The organism is Ruegeria sp. YS9 (assembly GCF_024628725.1).
GTDB classification, from domain to species: Bacteria; Pseudomonadota; Alphaproteobacteria; order Rhodobacterales; family Rhodobacteraceae; genus Ruegeria; species Ruegeria atlantica_C.
Genome location: NZ_CP102410.1, coordinates 657,579 through 672,762, shown reverse-complemented (window position 1 = coordinate 672,762; position 15,184 = coordinate 657,579). Strand labels below are relative to the sequence as shown.

Below are 15,184 nucleotides of genomic sequence, written 5' to 3'. Positions count from 1 at the left end.
AATGCGGGGTATGACGTCGAAGAAACCCTTGCCCCTTCCTGAAGACGAGGCCGAAGATCTTGGCCCCGCCAGCATCTATGACGGCGATCCGTCCGAAGAGGATGACCTGTGGTTCTTGCCGCCGGATGAAGTCGAGGAAGACGAGGGTTTCTTCCTGCCCGGGCCGCGACGCGAACAGCGCCTGCTGTTCGACCCGCGCGATTGGCGGGCCGCGCAGTCCGACCTTTCTGCGGAACTTGCGGATCTGGCCCTGACTTTTGGCGCGCTGGATGAACGGTTGCGAGCGGGCCCCGAAGGCTGGACGCATCGCTTGGCATTGATGGAGACGTCCGATCTGGGGTGGTGGACCGGAGACCGGATCAGCGTGGATCGATTGGCTTTGTGGACCGGTTTGCGGATCGGCGCGACTCATGATGACGTGCAGGCCCTGTTCCGGGCCGGATGGGCCGTGCGACGCCTGAGTTCGGGCGCGCCGCCTGCTGCCGGCGGTTGGGAACGGGGGCTGACCGCGTTTCTCGACCGACTGGCTCAGGGGGCCGACGCGACCCCGGAATCCATCATTGATCTGGCCGAGGTCATGCAAAACGCCGAAGGGTTGCATCCCGTGACGCAGTCGGCAATTGCGTTTCACGCGTGGCGGGCGGTGTCACAAGGCATCGGGCAGGACACGGAAGCAGCCGTCATAGCCGCGCGGCATGCGGCCTCCATGGGGCGTGGCGGTGCGCAGTTCATGCCCTTGGCCTTGTCCGGGCCGCGTGCGCTGCGCGGCTCGGGGGATCCGGCGGAAAAACTGAGCGCATGGATCGGCGGCGCAGGACAGGCTGCCCTTGCGGCGTTGTTGCACCTGGACCGGATCAGCGCGTGGGAGGCGAAAGCCAAAGACGTCACGCAGGATCTGAGCGGCCGCACCCCACCGCGCCTGATCAGTGCATTGACGGCCTGGCCCATGGTATCCGCCCCCTTGGCAGAAGACCTGACCAAGGCTTCCCGCGCGGCGGTACAGCGCAATTTCGACCTGTTCGCGCAGCGGGGTCTGGTTCGCGAGGTCACCGGGCAGGGGCGTTACCGCGTCTGGACGGCGGCGCTGTAATCGATCAGCCAATCGCGAAACGTACGCGCGGCCGGGCGCAGCGCCGTGCGGGAGGGATAGACCAGATGATAGGCTTCCTGCCCCGGGCAGGAGAAGTCCGGCAGGCAGGCGACCAAACCCGACAGTTTCATAATGCGATCTGACGCGGGCGCGCGCGCCAAGGCAATGCCGCATCCGCTGGCGCAGAGCTCGGCCGCCATCACCGAATTGTCGGCAAAAAAATACCGTGCCTGGCCTGCTGGCAGCCGCTGGTGTTCGAACCAATGCGGCCAGCTTGCCCGATGGGTCGAAACTTCGATCAAGGTGAAGTCGAACAAGTCCTTTGCCGTCTCGATCCGGGCAGCAATCTCGGGTGGGGCAATGGGATAGAGATGTTCGCGCATCAACTCGTCACTTTCCGAGCCGAACAGCGCGGGGTTTCCGAACACGATCTGAAGGTCAGTGAACCGATTGGCAAAATCCGACATGACATTGCCGGTCGAAAGCGAAAGGTTGATCTGAGGATGCGCCGCCTGAAAACCGGGAACACCCCCGGCCAGAATGCCATGCGCAAACAGCAGCACCGACTGCACGTAAAGCCTTTGCTCGCGGGTTTCACCGAACAGTCCGGCGGTTGCCGTTTCCAGCATGAGCAAGGATTGCTGCACCGACGGCAGATAGGCGCGCCCGGTCTCGGTCAAAGTGACCGCATGCGCGTGACGGTGAAACAAGGGTGTGCCCAGTCTTGTCTCCAGCGCCTTGACCTGCTGGCTGACGGCGGCCGGCGTCATGTTCAACTGGGTCGCGGCGCGGGCAAAACTTTCGGTGCGGGCCGCAGCCTCGAATACGCGCAGCCAGTTGAGGGAAGGGACGCGGGTGTTCATTCCGACAGGCTAAGCAGAACTTAGCCTCACCGGCAAGACAATTAGGTCTGAGCTTTTGATCCCCGGCCTTAGGCTTGTGATCAGTGAACAGATGAAATGAGCCTTCTATGTCAGACCCCGCCCTGCCGCCACGAGCCAAGCGCAAGATCTGGAATTACACGCCTCAGCTGCCGATTCAGACCGCGCCCTATTGGGATTGGCCGATGAAACCTCTGGCCGCGTTGAAATACCTGCTGCAAAGCTGGAATCCGCTTGCATTGCGGGCGCTGCTGCTGGTCTTTGCGGTCATCACCTGGACCTATCTGACGCCTTCTTTGAGCAGGATCGAGACCTTCGGCTGGGATTGGGTTGCGGAAATCTGGTTCCGCAATTTCTGTATCCTGATGGTGGTCGCAGGCGGTTTGCACCTGGCCCTTTGGAGGTTCCGCACGCAGCAGGACGAATACCGCTATGACATGCGCCCGATGATGAAGGGCGCCAAGGTGTTCACATTCAAAAATCAGGTCTGGGACAACATGTTCTGGACCTTGGGCCCGGCATTGACCTTCTGGACGTTCTGGGAATGTCTGATCCTGTATTCCTATGCCAATGGCTGGATCACGATGATCACGTTAGACGGCAACCCGATCTGGTTCATCGCCATGACCGTCCTTGTGCCGATCTGGGCCGGGTTCCATTTCTACTGGTTGCACAGGCTGCTGCACGTGGGTGTGCTTTATACAAAAGTCCACGCTTGGCATCACCGCAACATCAACACCGGCCCTTGGTCGGGGCTTGCGATGCATCCGGTCGAGAGCTTTTTCCTGATGTTCGATACGATGATCTTTTTTCTGCTGCCGTCGCATCCGATCCACGCCGTTTTCCTGCTGTTCCATCACGGCATCGGCGCTCCGACCTCTCATGCCGGGTTCGAGCATGTGAAGTTCGGCAACAAGGCCAAGTTTCAGGTCGGGGATTTCTTTCATCAGCTGCACCATCGGTTTTTCGACTGCAACTACGGCACTTGGGAAACCCCTTGGGATGAATGGTTCAACACATTCCACGACGGCACCGATGAAGGCAATGACATGGTCAAGGAACGCCGCCGCAAGATCTGGGCCACCGAATAGCCCGGGAAGGCAGATCCCTGCCGGACCCAAGCGGGTCCGGTGGGTGCGTTTGATCCAACAGGTGGTGTGCGTTCAGCGTCCAACACCGACATAGGTTTCAAAGCCGGATTTCAGCGCCTGTGACTTTGAATAGATATTGCGCAGATCTACCATTCGGGCAGAGTTCATGGAACCGGCCAGCTCGGTCAGGTTCAACGCGCGGAACTCGTTCCACTCTGTCAGCAACACCACAACGTCAGCCCCTTGAACCGCTGCATAGGGGTCGTCGCACCATTCGACTCCCGGCAACAGTGCATCGCCTTCCGCTTTGCCCTGCGGATCGACGACGCGCACTTTGGCTCCTCCGCCGATCAAGGCGGGAATGATGGACAGTGATGGCGCGTCGCGCATGTCGTCCGTGTTGGGTTTGAAGGTGACACCGAGAACCGCCACCGTCTTGCCATTGAGGCGGTCGTCGCAGGCGTCGCGGATTTTCTCGATCATCCGCTTCTTGACCTCGTCATTCACCCGAATGACGGTTTCCGTGATCTGCATCGGATAGGCATGATCCTGCCCGATCCGCGCCAGCGCGGCGGTATCCTTGGGAAAACAAGAGCCACCGTAGCCCGGCCCCGCGTGCAGGAATTTGTTGCCAATTCGCCCGTCCAGACCGATGCCGCGTGAAACTTCTTTGACATCCGCGCCGACCTTTTCACACAGGCCTGCGATTTCATTGATGAAGGTGATCTTGGTCGCCAGAAACGCGTTGGCGGCGTATTTGATCATCTCGGCGCTTTCCAGATCGGTGGTCAGGATCGGGAAGTCACGCAGATAAAGCGGTCGGTAAATCTCGGCCATCACTTCGGCGGCGCGATCGTTTTCCACACCCACCACGACGCGATCGGGGCGCATGAAGTCATCGATCGCAGCGCCTTCGCGCAGAAATTCAGGGTTCGAGGCGACGTCGAATTCGGCTGTGGGGTTGGCAGCGGCAACGACCTCCTGAACTTTTCTGTTTGTTCCCACCGGCACGGTCGATTTGGTGACGATGACCGTGTATCCGGTTATGGCCTGGGCGATTTCCTCTGCCGCCGCCATCACATAGGTCAAATCCGCGTGGCCGTCCCCTCGCCGGGTCGGGGTTCCGACCGCGATGAAAACCGCATCGGCACCATCAACTGCCGTCTTCAGATCGGTTGAAAAACTCAGGCGACCGGCAGCAACGTTTTTTGCCATCAGCACATCCAGGCCCGGCTCATAGATCGGCACGTCTCCGGCCTTGAGCATGTCGATCTTTTGCTCAGCCTTGTCGACGCAAATCACGTCATGACCGAAGTCCGAAAAGCACACACCGGACACCAAGCCGACATAACCGGTACCGATCATTGCAATACGCATCCAAAAATCCTTCTTACCAATTACCACGGACGGCGTGGGCACAATCAAAGAAACTGACGCCGGTTTCAATGGCTGCCAGCATTTGCGTGATGCATCCCATAGATTCTTGCGGATTTTGAGGCAATAAGAACGCAGACGGTGTTAAGCCCTTCGAAATCGCGATCATGTCCGCTTTGTTCAGTGGAGCCGAGGACCACGAAGAACCGGTTGGTGTCGAAATTCGATTGAACAGAGTGTGCCGTTGATGGCTGGAACAGCCCCTGCCGCCGCTTTCGTTTTTTAGTACTGAGGAGGCGCGGGATGATCGCGTGTTCTCGCCACCGACATGCTGGCGTAAGGGAAAAAAGGGGCCGCGTGACATGGCCCGGCAAATCACCGGTCGATCAGCCGTCCATTTCAGCGGCGGCTTGCAACAGCCAGTTCTGAAACAGCCGGACCGGTGGCGAAACGGGTTTTTCCTTGAGACGCATGAAATAGGTCCAGGGGCAGTTCAGATCAAAACGGAACGGCTCGATCAGCAGCCCCCGCTCGACATAGGACCGGGCCAGCGACCGGGGCAGGGCGACGCATCCCAGTGACTTGGCTGCCATTTCCATTGCCAGATTCGAGACATTCGTCCGCAACCCGCCCTTCTGGCTCAGGTCGGACAACCCGAAATGCCGCGCCGCGTGCTCCCAATAGGAGGGGCGGCCCAGGATATGGATCAGCGGTGCATTCTGCAATTGCTTGGGGTCGGTCAGCGGCGCGCCTTCGACCAGAAAACCGGGCGCACAGACCAAGGCCAGCTTTTCGACCCACAAACGTTGGGCGTCTGGCGACACATCGTCGACATGGTTGATCGTCAGCGAGATATCCGAAACATTTGGTTCGACATCAGCCCAGACAGTGCCATGAACCGTCAGATCTATGTCGGGATGCACCGCGTTGAAACCACGGATCACATCCGGCAACCAATTCTCGGCCAGACTGACCGGGCAGGATACCACCACCTTGCGGGTATGCGACCGCACGATGACCGATTGGGTGGCGGCGTTGATTTCCTGTAGGGCATGGCGCACTGACGGCAGATAGGCCTCTCCTACATCTGTCAGCGACAGGGACCGGGGATGGCGCACGAACAGGGGGCGCTGCAAAAACTCTTCCAACGAGCGGACATGATTGCTGACGGCAGATTGGGTGCAGTTCAACTCTTCGGCCGCAGCGGTGAAGCTCAGGTGCCGAGCCGCCGCTTCAAACGAACGCAGAAAGGTCAGGTGTGGAAGATTCATCATGACGGACGTTTCTCAGGCAGGGCACATCGCAAAGAACTAAAAAGCCCAGGGCTTGCTGTCTTGCCCATGAGCGACTCACAAGAATGGTTCTGACTCGAAATGTGATCTGGTCATAGTCACAAATAATCCGGGGCCATTGCCCCATGATTGTTTTCGTGCCGCTTTGCGCAAACTCACATAGGCTTTTTCCTGTAACCGGAACCCGAAAGATAAACCTCGACTGGACACCGTGACAGATACCTTTCAGACCGTTGCAGATTTTGCGTTGAAGCGTGCCGCGCAGGATTTTCCCGACACCGCGCGCAAGGCAGCGGCGTTGATGCTGCTGGATACGCTGGGGATCACCATAGGATCGGGGCCGATGCAAGCCGGGCGGATTGCGCGCGAGAGTGCGGTAGCGCTGTTTGGCACGGGTGACCCGGGGCTGAGCGCGCGCATGCTTTTCGACGGCCGTCGCGTCAGCGTCGCGGGCGCGGCCTATGCAGCAGCCACGCAGACCGACAATCTGGACGGCCATGATGGATACAATCCGACCAAAGGCCACATCGGGGTTGTCGTTGTTCCTGCACTGGCGGCACTGGCTGAAACCGTTCAAGATTTTTCAGGCCCCGAAGCGCTGGCGGCGGTGATCATCGGATACGAGGTCGCGGGATGCGCGGGAATTTCTTTGCATGACACTGTCAGCGATTATCACACATCCGGAGCTTGGAACGCGCTTGGCGTGGTGGCCGTGGCGGCGCGCTTGCGCGGTTTGACGGCCGAACAGATGCGGCAGGCCATGGGGATCGCCGAATATCACGGTCCACGCAGCCAGATGATGCGCGAGATCGCCAATCCCACCATGCTGCATGATGGTTCGGGCTGGGGCGCGTTGGTTGGCATTTCTTCAGCGGTTTTGGCCGAGAAAGGCTTTACCGGGGCGCCGGCCATCACCATCGAAGCGGCAGACGTGGCTCCGCATTGGCAAGATCTGGGCCATTTCTGGCAGATGGAACATCAATATGTGAAACCCTATCCGATTTGCCGCTGGGCTCATGCGGCAATTGATGCCACCCGGGCGCTGATGCGTGAAAACGACCTGACGCACCAGGAAATTGCGGCGATCCAGGTAAACACGTTTCGGGAAAGCGCCTGCCTTTTCCAGGGCATGCCGGATGATACGTCCAAGGCGCAGTATTCGCTGCCATTTGCCGTCGCAACAATGGTTGCGCATGGCCGGATCGGGGTCGAGAACATCACCGGAGCGGGCCTGGCCGACCCGCTGGTCGCCTCGATCGTCGAGCGTATCTCGGTTGCAGAGGCCGCACGCCATTCCGACCGGTTCCCCAAAAGCCGGTTTGCCGATGTCAGCATCACCCTGACCGATGGGCGGATACTTGAGTCGGGCGACGTACACGCACGCGGCGGACCCGAGGCACCAATGGATGAGTCAGAAGTGATCGACAAATTCATGGAATTTGCGACGCCATCACTGGGTGCATCCCGTGCTGGCGCCATTCGTGATGCGGTTCTGGGGCTGGGCGCGCCAGGCTCGAAATTCTCAGACCTTGGCGCGTTGATCTACGCCCCCGCCGACCAGCCGTAAAACCTGCTGAAGATGCCGTTGAAACGCATTCCGACCAGCGCGTCGACACCCTTGATCCTGTTGGCGGCGATGACGCCGGTCTTGCTGCCCGCTGCACAGGTTGAATTGGAGCTGCGAACAAGTCTGGGTGATCCAAGATCCGTTCGAGGTGAGTTTGCTCCCTTACACTGTCGCCTTGCGCCCTGATCCGGTCAGAGCAGGTCGAACAATCGCCCCGGCAGCGCGTCGTGACGCGGCAGGTTCAGCGCCCGCATAAGGCAGAACATCATCGCCTGATTCGAGGTGACCACCGGCTTGCCCAACGTTGCTTCTATCCGGTCGATCGCCTCGACCGCGCGCATGTCGGTACAGCTGAGAACTATGGCCTGCGCCTGCGGGTGATCAGCCTGACCGGCCAGATCACAGACTTCATCCGGTGTCAGCTCGCCCTGACCGTAATTGCCCAGCTTGCGGCCCACATCGGCGTATCGAACGGTCTCGATTCCGTTCTGGGCCATGAAATCCATCGCCTGTACGTTTATTTCGCCCAGATAGGGCGAGGAAAAGCCGACCTTTGTGGCCTCCAGCGTTTTGATTGCGGCGATCAATGATCCGGCCGCGGTCAGCGACAGCGCACCGGATTCCGATTTGATCTGTTGCGCCAGCTCAGCGTCGAAAGACGGCCCATGGGTCAGGGTGGCCGAGGTGCAGCCGTACAGCACCACATCGGGCCGCACCCCCGAGATCATCCGCAGATCGTGGGAGATATCCGAAGCGCCCAAACCTGCCATTTGATCCGAGCCGGGAATTTCATCCACGTCATAGCCGCCGATGCGCTGGAAATGGATGGTGGTGTTTGGCGGTCGCAGCATCTCCATATCCGGTTCCAGATTGGTGTTGGTGAAGGGCACCAGAACACCGATCTTTGCGGCTGTGCGGGTCTCGGTCATTTCAGTGTTCCTTTCAAGACGTCGCGGGCCTTGTCCATCACCTCGGGCGCACAGATCGTGGCGCGCAAACAGTCCGACAAACCATAGCCGTTCATGCCGCGCATCAGCAGGCCTTCCGCCCGAAGGGCCGTATCGGCGCGTTGTGCCTGCGCGGTCGAGGCAAAGCGGATCAGCACGAAATTGGTGTGGCTTTCCGGCACCCTCAGGCCCAGTTCGCGGCATTCCTGCGCAAACCGGTCCCGAATTTCGGCTGTCCGTGCGACCACGTTGCGCATATGGGCCTGATCGCGCATCGCCGCCGCCGCCGCTGCCTGCGAGGCAATCGAGATATTGTTGGGATTCAAAAGCTTGCGGACCTCGCCCGAGATTTCGCTTGGGAAACAGCCCCAGCCGGCCCGCGCCCCAGCCAGCCCGTAGGCTTTAGAAAATGTACGCGTGATCACCGTGTCGCCCCGATCCACCAGCGCAAAGATCTGCGCGGGATCGTTCGTGGCATCGGCAAATTCCGCATAGGCTTGGTCCACCACCAGCAGAGTATGGCTGGGCAGATCTGATCGGAGGCGGACAATTTCGTCGTTCGGGATCAGCGTGCCGGTGGGGTTGCCTGGATTGCAGACGAACACGATGCGGGTGGCAGGTGTGACAGCGGCCAGAAGCGCGTCGACCGATACGGTCAAATCGACCTCGGGCGCCATCACATATTCGGCCTGCGCCTGTGCTGTAGCCGAGGCAACAAAGGCATAGCCATATTGTGTGCCCAGCACCTGATCGCCCGGCCCGGCAAAGGCGCGGATCAAACAGCCAATCAGTTCCATAGAGCCTGCGCCACATAATATGCGCGCCGGGTCAAGCTTGTGCACCTCGGCAATGGCCGAGCGCATTTCGGACCATTCCGGATCGGGATAAAGGGCCAGATCCGCCAGTGCCGCCTGCCCAACCGCAACGGCGGCGGGGCTTGCGGGAAAGGCGCTTTCGTTCTGCGCCAGTGAAATCGTGCCTGCGCCGCTCGGATCAGCCAGCGCATAAGCGCCCATGGCGTGAACGTAAGGAACCGGTCGGATCATGCGTCACCTCTGTAAATCCTGGCGCCTTGCGCACTTACCAACCCGCGTTTGATGTCCAGCGCCAGCGCATCCGGGTCGCGTTCGGTGGGGTCGCCAAAGCCGCCACCACCCGGCGTATCGAAGATCAGGTAATCACCTGGTTCAACCCGCAATTCGCCCTTGCCCGGAATATCGCTTGCACCGTCCCTGAACCGGATGCGACCGGGCGCGCCGGGTTTGCCGCCCATACGGCCAAGCGCAGGGTATTTCAGCCGTTCGACCGACAGGAAGACGATAAAGGGTGCACCGTTGGACGAGGTCATCTCGATCCTTTGCCCCAGACCGCCGCGATACTTGCCCGCGCCGCCGGAATCGGGGCGCAGTTCGCGGCGCCAGATCGTCACTGGTGCGACGCTTTCGGTGATTTCGACCTGACTGCCGAACACGCCGGACGGGTAGGCCGTGGCCGACAGGCCGTCGGCATGAGGCCGCGCACCGGTTCCGCCATTGTGCACGGGTTCCACAGCGAATTCGCGACCGCCATCACGAGCCACTTCGGGGGCATGGCGCATGGGCAGGTCGAACATGCAGCTTGCGCCTTCGGCCGGGACCGCATCCGGCAGGGCCTGATGCAGGCAGCCCAGAACCAGATCGGGCGTGACCTGACCCAGCGTGTGCCGCATCGCAACTGGCACCGGGCGCTGCGCATTCAGGATGCAGCCTTTGGGCCCGTCAACGGTAAATGGCTCCAGTGATCCGGCATTGTTGGGAATGTCCGCGCCGACAATGCAGCGCAAAGCAAACACCGTGTAGGCGGTGGCATAGTTCAGCGGCACGTTGATGCCCTTGCGTGAACAGCCCGAGGTGCCCGAGAAATCCACATGCATGCCATCCTTCCTGACGGTCAGGGTGGCGTGCAATTCCAGCTCATTCTCATAGCCGTCCATCTTCAGAACATTCTTGTAGACACCTTCGGGCACGTCGGCGATGGCCTCCAGTGTACCGCGGCGCGACGTGTCGATGATGTAGGCGCCGAGCGTGTCCAGATCGTCGAGGCCAAATTCCTCCATCATCGACAGCAGTCTTGCAACCCCGGCTTCGCAGCAGGCGATCAGCGCATAGATGTCGCCATCATTGGCGATGGGTTCACGGCTGTTGGCGCGGATGATGTCCAGCAGCAAAGCGTTGGGAGTGCCCTCTTCAACCAGCTTGCAGGGCGGGATCAGCAGGCCCTCGTCATAAATGTCGGATCCTTCGGGACCCATGCCCAACCCACCCAGATCAACGAGATGCGAGGTGCAGGAGGTGAAGCCCACCACCTTGCCATCCTTGAATGCGGGCATCATCAGCAGAAAATCGTTCAGGTGCCCCGAGGCCAGCCATGGGTCATTCGTCATGTAGATGTCGCCCGGCTTCATGGTCTGAACCGGGAAAGCCCGGCGCAGGTGCTGCACCGCCTCGGCCATGGTGTTGATGTGCCCCGGCGTGCCGGTCACGGCCTGCGCCAGCATCCGGCCATCGGCATCAAAAATCCCGGCAGAGATGTCACCACATTCGCGGACAATCGGGCTGAAGGCGGCGCGGATCAGGGTTTGGCCCTGTTCTTCGACCACGGCCAGCAGACGATTCCACATTACCTGCATTCGGGCGGGCGAAAGATCGGACGACATCATGCGCCTCCTTTCTGGTCCTGAACGAGGACGAGGTTTCCAAGGGCATCCACATGTGCCGAGAAGTCGGCGGACACGAGTGTGGTTGTCTGCGGCTCGGTGATCAATGCGGGGCCGTGAAGGTGGTCGCCGGGCTTCAGATCCGCTCGGGCAACGAAGGTCGCTGGCTTCGATACTCCGTCCACGTCACAGGTGATCGGACGGGTTTCCGACACCGAGATTGTCTTCAACCGGGGCGTTTCAAGAACCGCCGGCACGACGCTGTCACAGGTCGCGACACGCACCGCCCAGTTGAGAATCTCGATCTGCATTCCCGGCACCGGGCGCGAGAATTGCTTGCGGTATTCCTGTTCGAATGCAGCGGTCAGCGGCACGATATCTTCGGCGGTCAGGGGGCGGTCAGGAAGGGAGATCTCGATCTCGTGTCCCTGTCCGTGGTAGCGCATGAAGGCAGTGCGCAGCGTCTGGGTCGGGACATCGCCGGCCCCTTGCAAGACGACCTCTCTTGCCTCGGAAATCATGGCTTCGAACAGCGTGTTGATCCCGTTCAGCTCCATGCTGCCCAGCAACGAATAGCGCGAGCGGACGATCTCGAAAGACACCGGAGCGAACAGGAAACCGACAGCCGATCCGACACCGGGATCGGGCGGGATCACGATGCGGCTGACCCCGGCGGACCGCGCCACCCGGCTGGCGTGCAATGGCCCGTTGCCCCCAAACGCAATCATTGTTCGTGGGCCCAAGTCCTTGCCGGATTCCACCGCATGCATCCGACCCGCGCTGGCCATGCTTTCGTCGACGATGCGGCTGACGCCATCGGCGGCGCCTACGGCATCCAGATCCAGCTTCGACCCGATCAACCGGCTCAGCGCCTGTTTCGAGCCTTCGGGATCAAGCTGAATATGCCCCTCGGCAAACGTGTCCGGTACGATATAGCCCAGCGTGATATCACTGTCGGTCACCGTAGGCCGGGTTCCGCCGCGCATGAAGGCGACGGGGCCGGGCTCGGATCCCGCTGATTTTGGCCCCACGGTCAGCCGTCCCAACCGGTCAACCCCGGCAATCGAACCGCCTCCGGCGCCGATCTCGATCATTTCGATGACCGGTATACGCACCGGCATGCCGGATCCTTTGATAAACCGGGCGGCGCGGTCAATCTCGAACTGGCGTGAGGTCTGCGGACGGGCGTTGTCGATCAGGCACAGTTTGGCGGTGGTGCCGCCGACGTCAAAGGACAGTACCTGGTCCAGACCGGCGCGGGCGGCGACGCGGGCGGCCAGAATGGCACCGCCGGCAGGGCCGGATTCCACCAGCCGGATCGGAAACCGCGCGGCGGTTCGCATGGTGCACATTCCACCACCCGCGGTCATCATCAGGATCGGACAGGTGACGCCCCGGGCCTCGAATTGTTCGACAAACCGGGCCAGATACGTTGCCATCAGAGGCTGGATATAGGCGTTGGCGACTGTCGTGCACAGCCGGTCGAATTCGCGCGCTTCGGGGCTGACGTCCGACGAAATCGAGACGGTCAGATCGGGGCGCCTGTCCGCCAGCGTATCGCGCAGCCTGCGCTCGTGCTTGGGGTTTGCATATGCGTGCATCAGGCAGATGGCGACGGCTTCCGCTCCGCTGGCGTCGATGTCCTTCAGCAGCGCGTCGACGGCTGCGTCTTCCAGCGGAATCAATACCTTGCCATCAACCGAAACGCGTTCACGGACCGTCAGCGCGCGCTCACGCGGCACCAGCAGATCAGGTTTTTCCAGATTGATGTCGTATTGCGAGTAGCGCCGCTCGTAGGCGATTTCCAGAATGTCCCTGAACCCTTCGGTGGTCACGGTTGCCACGACCGCACCGCGTTTTTCGATCAGCGCGTTGGTGGCCAGCGTGGTGCCGTGAATGAAACCGGTGACTTCGCTCAGATGGTGACCTGTCTGCTGCATTACGCGCGCTGCGCCTTGCATGGCGCCGTCGGCGGGGTTGTGATGCGTGGTCAGGGTTTTGGTCGAGGCAAGAATCGTCTCTTCCCCAGAGACAAGAACCGTATCCGTGAACGTGCCGCCAATATCGATGGCCAGGCGCAGCGCTTGAGTTGTCATGAGGTTGTCCGAATATCCGTAGTCACAGCGTAAAGCACATGGGCCAGGGGCCCTGAGATCAGGCTGGGATCACAAGGTCACAGCCGGTGGCACGGCGGTCCATAGGATTTGGAAAACAACTCTTCATAAGCAGGTATTCTTGTTCATACCAGCATGCCGCAACAAGCCGGAAAGCGACAAAAATGCCTGCAAACGACAAAATACGTCACGCCTGATCGGTTGACGGCCGATTGCGGGGCTTGCGGGTGAGGGTCTTGACCCCGCGCAATTCACTTGCGGTCATCTGTTTGTGTAACCCCAGCCGATGCTGCGACCGTATTCGTGATGGAGGATGCCCAGGCGGCGCAGCCCTGTGGTTCGCAAGGGTGATCCGCTGCAAGACCCTTGCGAACCAAATGCCGTCACCGGGAGATAGGCGAGAGAAAGATCAGCAAGCGGTCGCAGAGCAATCTCAGCCTCATGAACGACCACGACTGAACGGGAAGGGAAGGTTTTAGGGGCAGCCATGCGACTGCCCCGCTGTCGATCAGGCCTGTTGGGCGGGTGAATCGTCATCGATGAGATCGGGTTCGTCCGGTACGATGATACGATGTTCGAGATCCTCTTTCGGGGCGAACATCGGGTAGACATAGAGGAACGCGCCGATGATCAGATAGCCGATGGTTATCCCGTCGAACTGAGGCATCTGTAGCGTGTAGGAATGGATGATGCCGATCGAAGACATCAGCCCACCTGCGACGGCAAACGCGCCGGCCATCCGGAAGCGTCCGTCAATCACATCGGCCACGATGGCGCCCCAGACCAGTCCGGTGATGATCGCCCCCTGGCTCAGGGCAAGGTGCCCCTCGTAATGGGCCCCTTCCATGAGAAGGGCCGAGGTCAGATTGGGATCTCCCAAGGATGGCAGCCCTTCGACACCGCTGCTGCGCAGCGCGTTCATCAACGATCCCCATTTGACCATCAGGAAGGCCGAGATATGGGGCAGGATCGCGAAGGATACCGCAGCCATGTGCATCGGCTTCACAGCCCATGCCGTGTTGGTGATCAGGCTGACCGAGACAAAGACCAGTACCGGTGCGGCTGCGGCGATCGGGATCAGGCCAGCAAGGAATGACAGGAACCCAAGGAAGGCGGCGGCAGCAATTACAACGGCCACACCGACAATATACCCCGCATGCGCATCAAGCCGTTTATAGGCCGGATGGCCGATGTACACGGTTGTCGGGAATGGCGAACCAAAAAGTGCGCCCAGCATCGTGCCCGCGCCGTCCGTGACCTGGCACAGCCCAACCGGGTAGTGATCCCCCGCGGCCTCGGCCGATTCCACGTTGTTCATGGTTTCGATGAAGTTGTAGATCTGCACGGGGATCAGCACCAGGAACAGCTCAGGGTTGGCAAAAAGGTACTGCACGCCGGCAATAAGGTCCCCGATGTAAGGGATTGGCGGATAGAACCCGATGCCGCTGACATCAATCCTTGACTCACCAAGGATGATGGCAATCACCGTACCAGCGGCAATTGCAACCAGACCGGCCGGAACGTTGCCGGGAAGACGGAAGCGCCCGATCAGGCCCCAAAGGATAAACAGCAGCGACGTAAAGCCGATGACGGGGTTCTCGAACACTTCGGCCAGAGGGACGGAGCCGATGAAAACCAGAGCTATCCCGCAAAGCGTGCCCAGCATTCCTGCGCGGGGCGTGATCTTCTTGAGGTGTGGCCCTACGATTGCGCCCAACGCCGCAACAATGCCGCCCATGAATCCGGCTCCGATTCCGACTTGCCAAGCCAGCATCGGGTCGTTGGTCGCCCAATAGATGGGACCGATCACACCGAACAGGTAGACGAACATAACCGGGGTCGAGATGCCGTAGGGCAACGCTGTAACGTCTTTGCCCTGAGCGTTCGCCGCCCATTTGGCGAGATATGTGTAGACAGCGACACCGGCCAAAATCGCAATGGCGGCACCGGGTACGATGCGGCCAAAGACGATTTCCGCTGGCATTTGGAACACGAACTGGCAAACCCCGGACAGGATCAGCAAGTTTACAAGGTTGTCCGTGAACAGCGCCCAGAAAGCGCTGAAATCGCTGCGGGTAAACAGCTTGTATTCATAGGTCCTCCCGTCCATGACGGTCTCCTCCTCTGATGTGA

The 15,184-nt window shown here is 60.4% G+C and carries 11 protein-coding genes; 3 read left to right on the top strand and 8 right to left on the bottom strand.

Features of this window, described 5'->3' with window-relative positions; all coding sequences use genetic code 11:
* Position 1: 1 nt before the first annotated feature.
* Positions 2-1,090 (top strand): helix-turn-helix domain-containing protein, encoded by a 1,089-nt coding sequence (locus NOR97_RS19380; protein WP_374041631.1) that lies wholly within the window; start codon positions 2-4, stop codon positions 1,088-1,090.
* Here the strand turns inward: NOR97_RS19380 and NOR97_RS19375 are convergent.
* On the bottom strand, positions 1,063-1,953 hold the full coding sequence (locus tag NOR97_RS19375; RefSeq protein WP_257601113.1) for a LysR substrate-binding domain-containing protein: 891 nt from the start codon (positions 1,951-1,953) through the stop codon (positions 1,063-1,065). The two genes, NOR97_RS19380 and NOR97_RS19375, sit on opposite strands and share 28 nt — an antisense overlap.
* 107 nt (positions 1,954-2,060) lie before the next feature.
* On the opposite strand from NOR97_RS19375, the gene NOR97_RS19370 reads away from it, so the two are divergent.
* Positions 2,061-3,062: a sterol desaturase family protein gene (locus tag NOR97_RS19370; protein ID WP_257601112.1), complete on the top strand. Its 1,002-nt coding sequence runs from the start codon at positions 2,061-2,063 to the stop codon at positions 3,060-3,062.
* Positions 3,063-3,134: 72 nt separating this feature from the next.
* Here NOR97_RS19370 and NOR97_RS19365 read toward each other — a convergent pair whose 3' ends face one another.
* On the bottom strand, positions 3,135-4,439 hold the full coding sequence (locus tag NOR97_RS19365) for a UDP-glucose/GDP-mannose dehydrogenase family protein (RefSeq protein ID WP_170345202.1): 1,305 nt from the start codon (positions 4,437-4,439) through the stop codon (positions 3,135-3,137).
* 383 nt (positions 4,440-4,822) lie between these two features.
* Complete coding sequence (locus NOR97_RS19360; RefSeq protein WP_171331511.1) at positions 4,823-5,710, bottom strand: LysR substrate-binding domain-containing protein; 888 nt, start codon at positions 5,708-5,710, stop codon at positions 4,823-4,825.
* A 229-nt stretch (positions 5,711-5,939) separates the two neighbouring features.
* Between NOR97_RS19360 and NOR97_RS19355 the strand changes: the two genes are divergently transcribed.
* On the top strand, positions 5,940-7,295 hold the full coding sequence (locus tag NOR97_RS19355) for an MmgE/PrpD family protein (RefSeq protein ID WP_257601111.1): 1,356 nt from the start codon (positions 5,940-5,942) through the stop codon (positions 7,293-7,295).
* A gap of 191 nt (positions 7,296-7,486) precedes the next feature.
* Here the strand turns inward: NOR97_RS19355 and NOR97_RS19350 are convergent, their stop codons facing one another.
* From NOR97_RS19350 to NOR97_RS19330, 5 genes are all read right to left on the bottom strand, one after another.
* Positions 7,487-8,224 carry an Asp/Glu racemase gene (locus NOR97_RS19350; protein WP_257601110.1) on the bottom strand — a complete coding sequence of 246 codons (738 nt, stop codon included), beginning with the start codon at positions 8,222-8,224 and terminating at the stop codon, positions 7,487-7,489.
* Positions 8,221-9,288: a histidinol-phosphate transaminase gene (locus NOR97_RS19345; protein WP_257601109.1), complete on the bottom strand. Its 1,068-nt coding sequence runs from the start codon at positions 9,286-9,288 to the stop codon at positions 8,221-8,223. The genes NOR97_RS19350 and NOR97_RS19345 overlap by 4 nt, the downstream gene beginning before the upstream one ends.
* A complete protein-coding gene (locus NOR97_RS19340; RefSeq protein WP_257601108.1) occupies positions 9,285-10,937 on the bottom strand; it encodes a hydantoinase B/oxoprolinase family protein in 1,653 nt (550 codons plus the stop codon). The genes NOR97_RS19345 and NOR97_RS19340 overlap by 4 nt, the downstream gene beginning before the upstream one ends.
* Complete coding sequence (locus NOR97_RS19335) at positions 10,937-13,033, bottom strand: hydantoinase/oxoprolinase family protein (RefSeq protein ID WP_257601106.1); 2,097 nt, start codon at positions 13,031-13,033, stop codon at positions 10,937-10,939. Before NOR97_RS19335 ends, NOR97_RS19340 begins: the two co-directional genes overlap by 1 nt.
* Before the next feature lie 526 nt (positions 13,034-13,559).
* On the bottom strand, positions 13,560-15,161 hold the full coding sequence (locus NOR97_RS19330; protein WP_257601105.1) for a xanthine/uracil/vitamin C permease: 1,602 nt from the start codon (positions 15,159-15,161) through the stop codon (positions 13,560-13,562).
* Between the last annotated feature and the right edge of the window lie 23 nt (positions 15,162-15,184).

Excerpts from the sequence above, each read along its gene's own strand:
- NOR97_RS19380 (WP_374041631.1), top strand. The coding sequence starts at position 2 with ATGCGGGGTATGACGTCGAAGAAACCCTTGCCCCTTCCTGAAGACGAG.
- NOR97_RS19375 (WP_257601113.1), bottom strand. The coding sequence starts at position 1,953 with ATGAACACCCGCGTCCCTTCCCTCAACTGGCTGCGCGTATTCGAGGCT.
- NOR97_RS19370 (WP_257601112.1), top strand. The coding sequence starts at position 2,061 with ATGTCAGACCCCGCCCTGCCGCCACGAGCCAAGCGCAAGATCTGGAAT.
- NOR97_RS19365 (WP_170345202.1), bottom strand. The coding sequence starts at position 4,439 with ATGCGTATTGCAATGATCGGTACCGGTTATGTCGGCTTGGTGTCCGGT.
- NOR97_RS19360 (WP_171331511.1), bottom strand. The coding sequence starts at position 5,710 with ATGATGAATCTTCCACACCTGACCTTTCTGCGTTCGTTTGAAGCGGCG.
- NOR97_RS19350 (WP_257601110.1), bottom strand. The coding sequence starts at position 8,224 with ATGACCGAGACCCGCACAGCCGCAAAGATCGGTGTTCTGGTGCCCTTC.
- NOR97_RS19345 (WP_257601109.1), bottom strand. The coding sequence starts at position 9,288 with ATGATCCGACCGGTTCCTTACGTTCACGCCATGGGCGCTTATGCGCTG.
- NOR97_RS19340 (WP_257601108.1), bottom strand. The coding sequence starts at position 10,937 with ATGTCGTCCGATCTTTCGCCCGCCCGAATGCAGGTAATGTGGAATCGT.
- NOR97_RS19335 (WP_257601106.1), bottom strand. The coding sequence starts at position 13,033 with ATGACAACTCAAGCGCTGCGCCTGGCCATCGATATTGGCGGCACGTTC.
- NOR97_RS19330 (WP_257601105.1), bottom strand. The coding sequence starts at position 15,161 with ATGGACGGGAGGACCTATGAATACAAGCTGTTTACCCGCAGCGATTTC.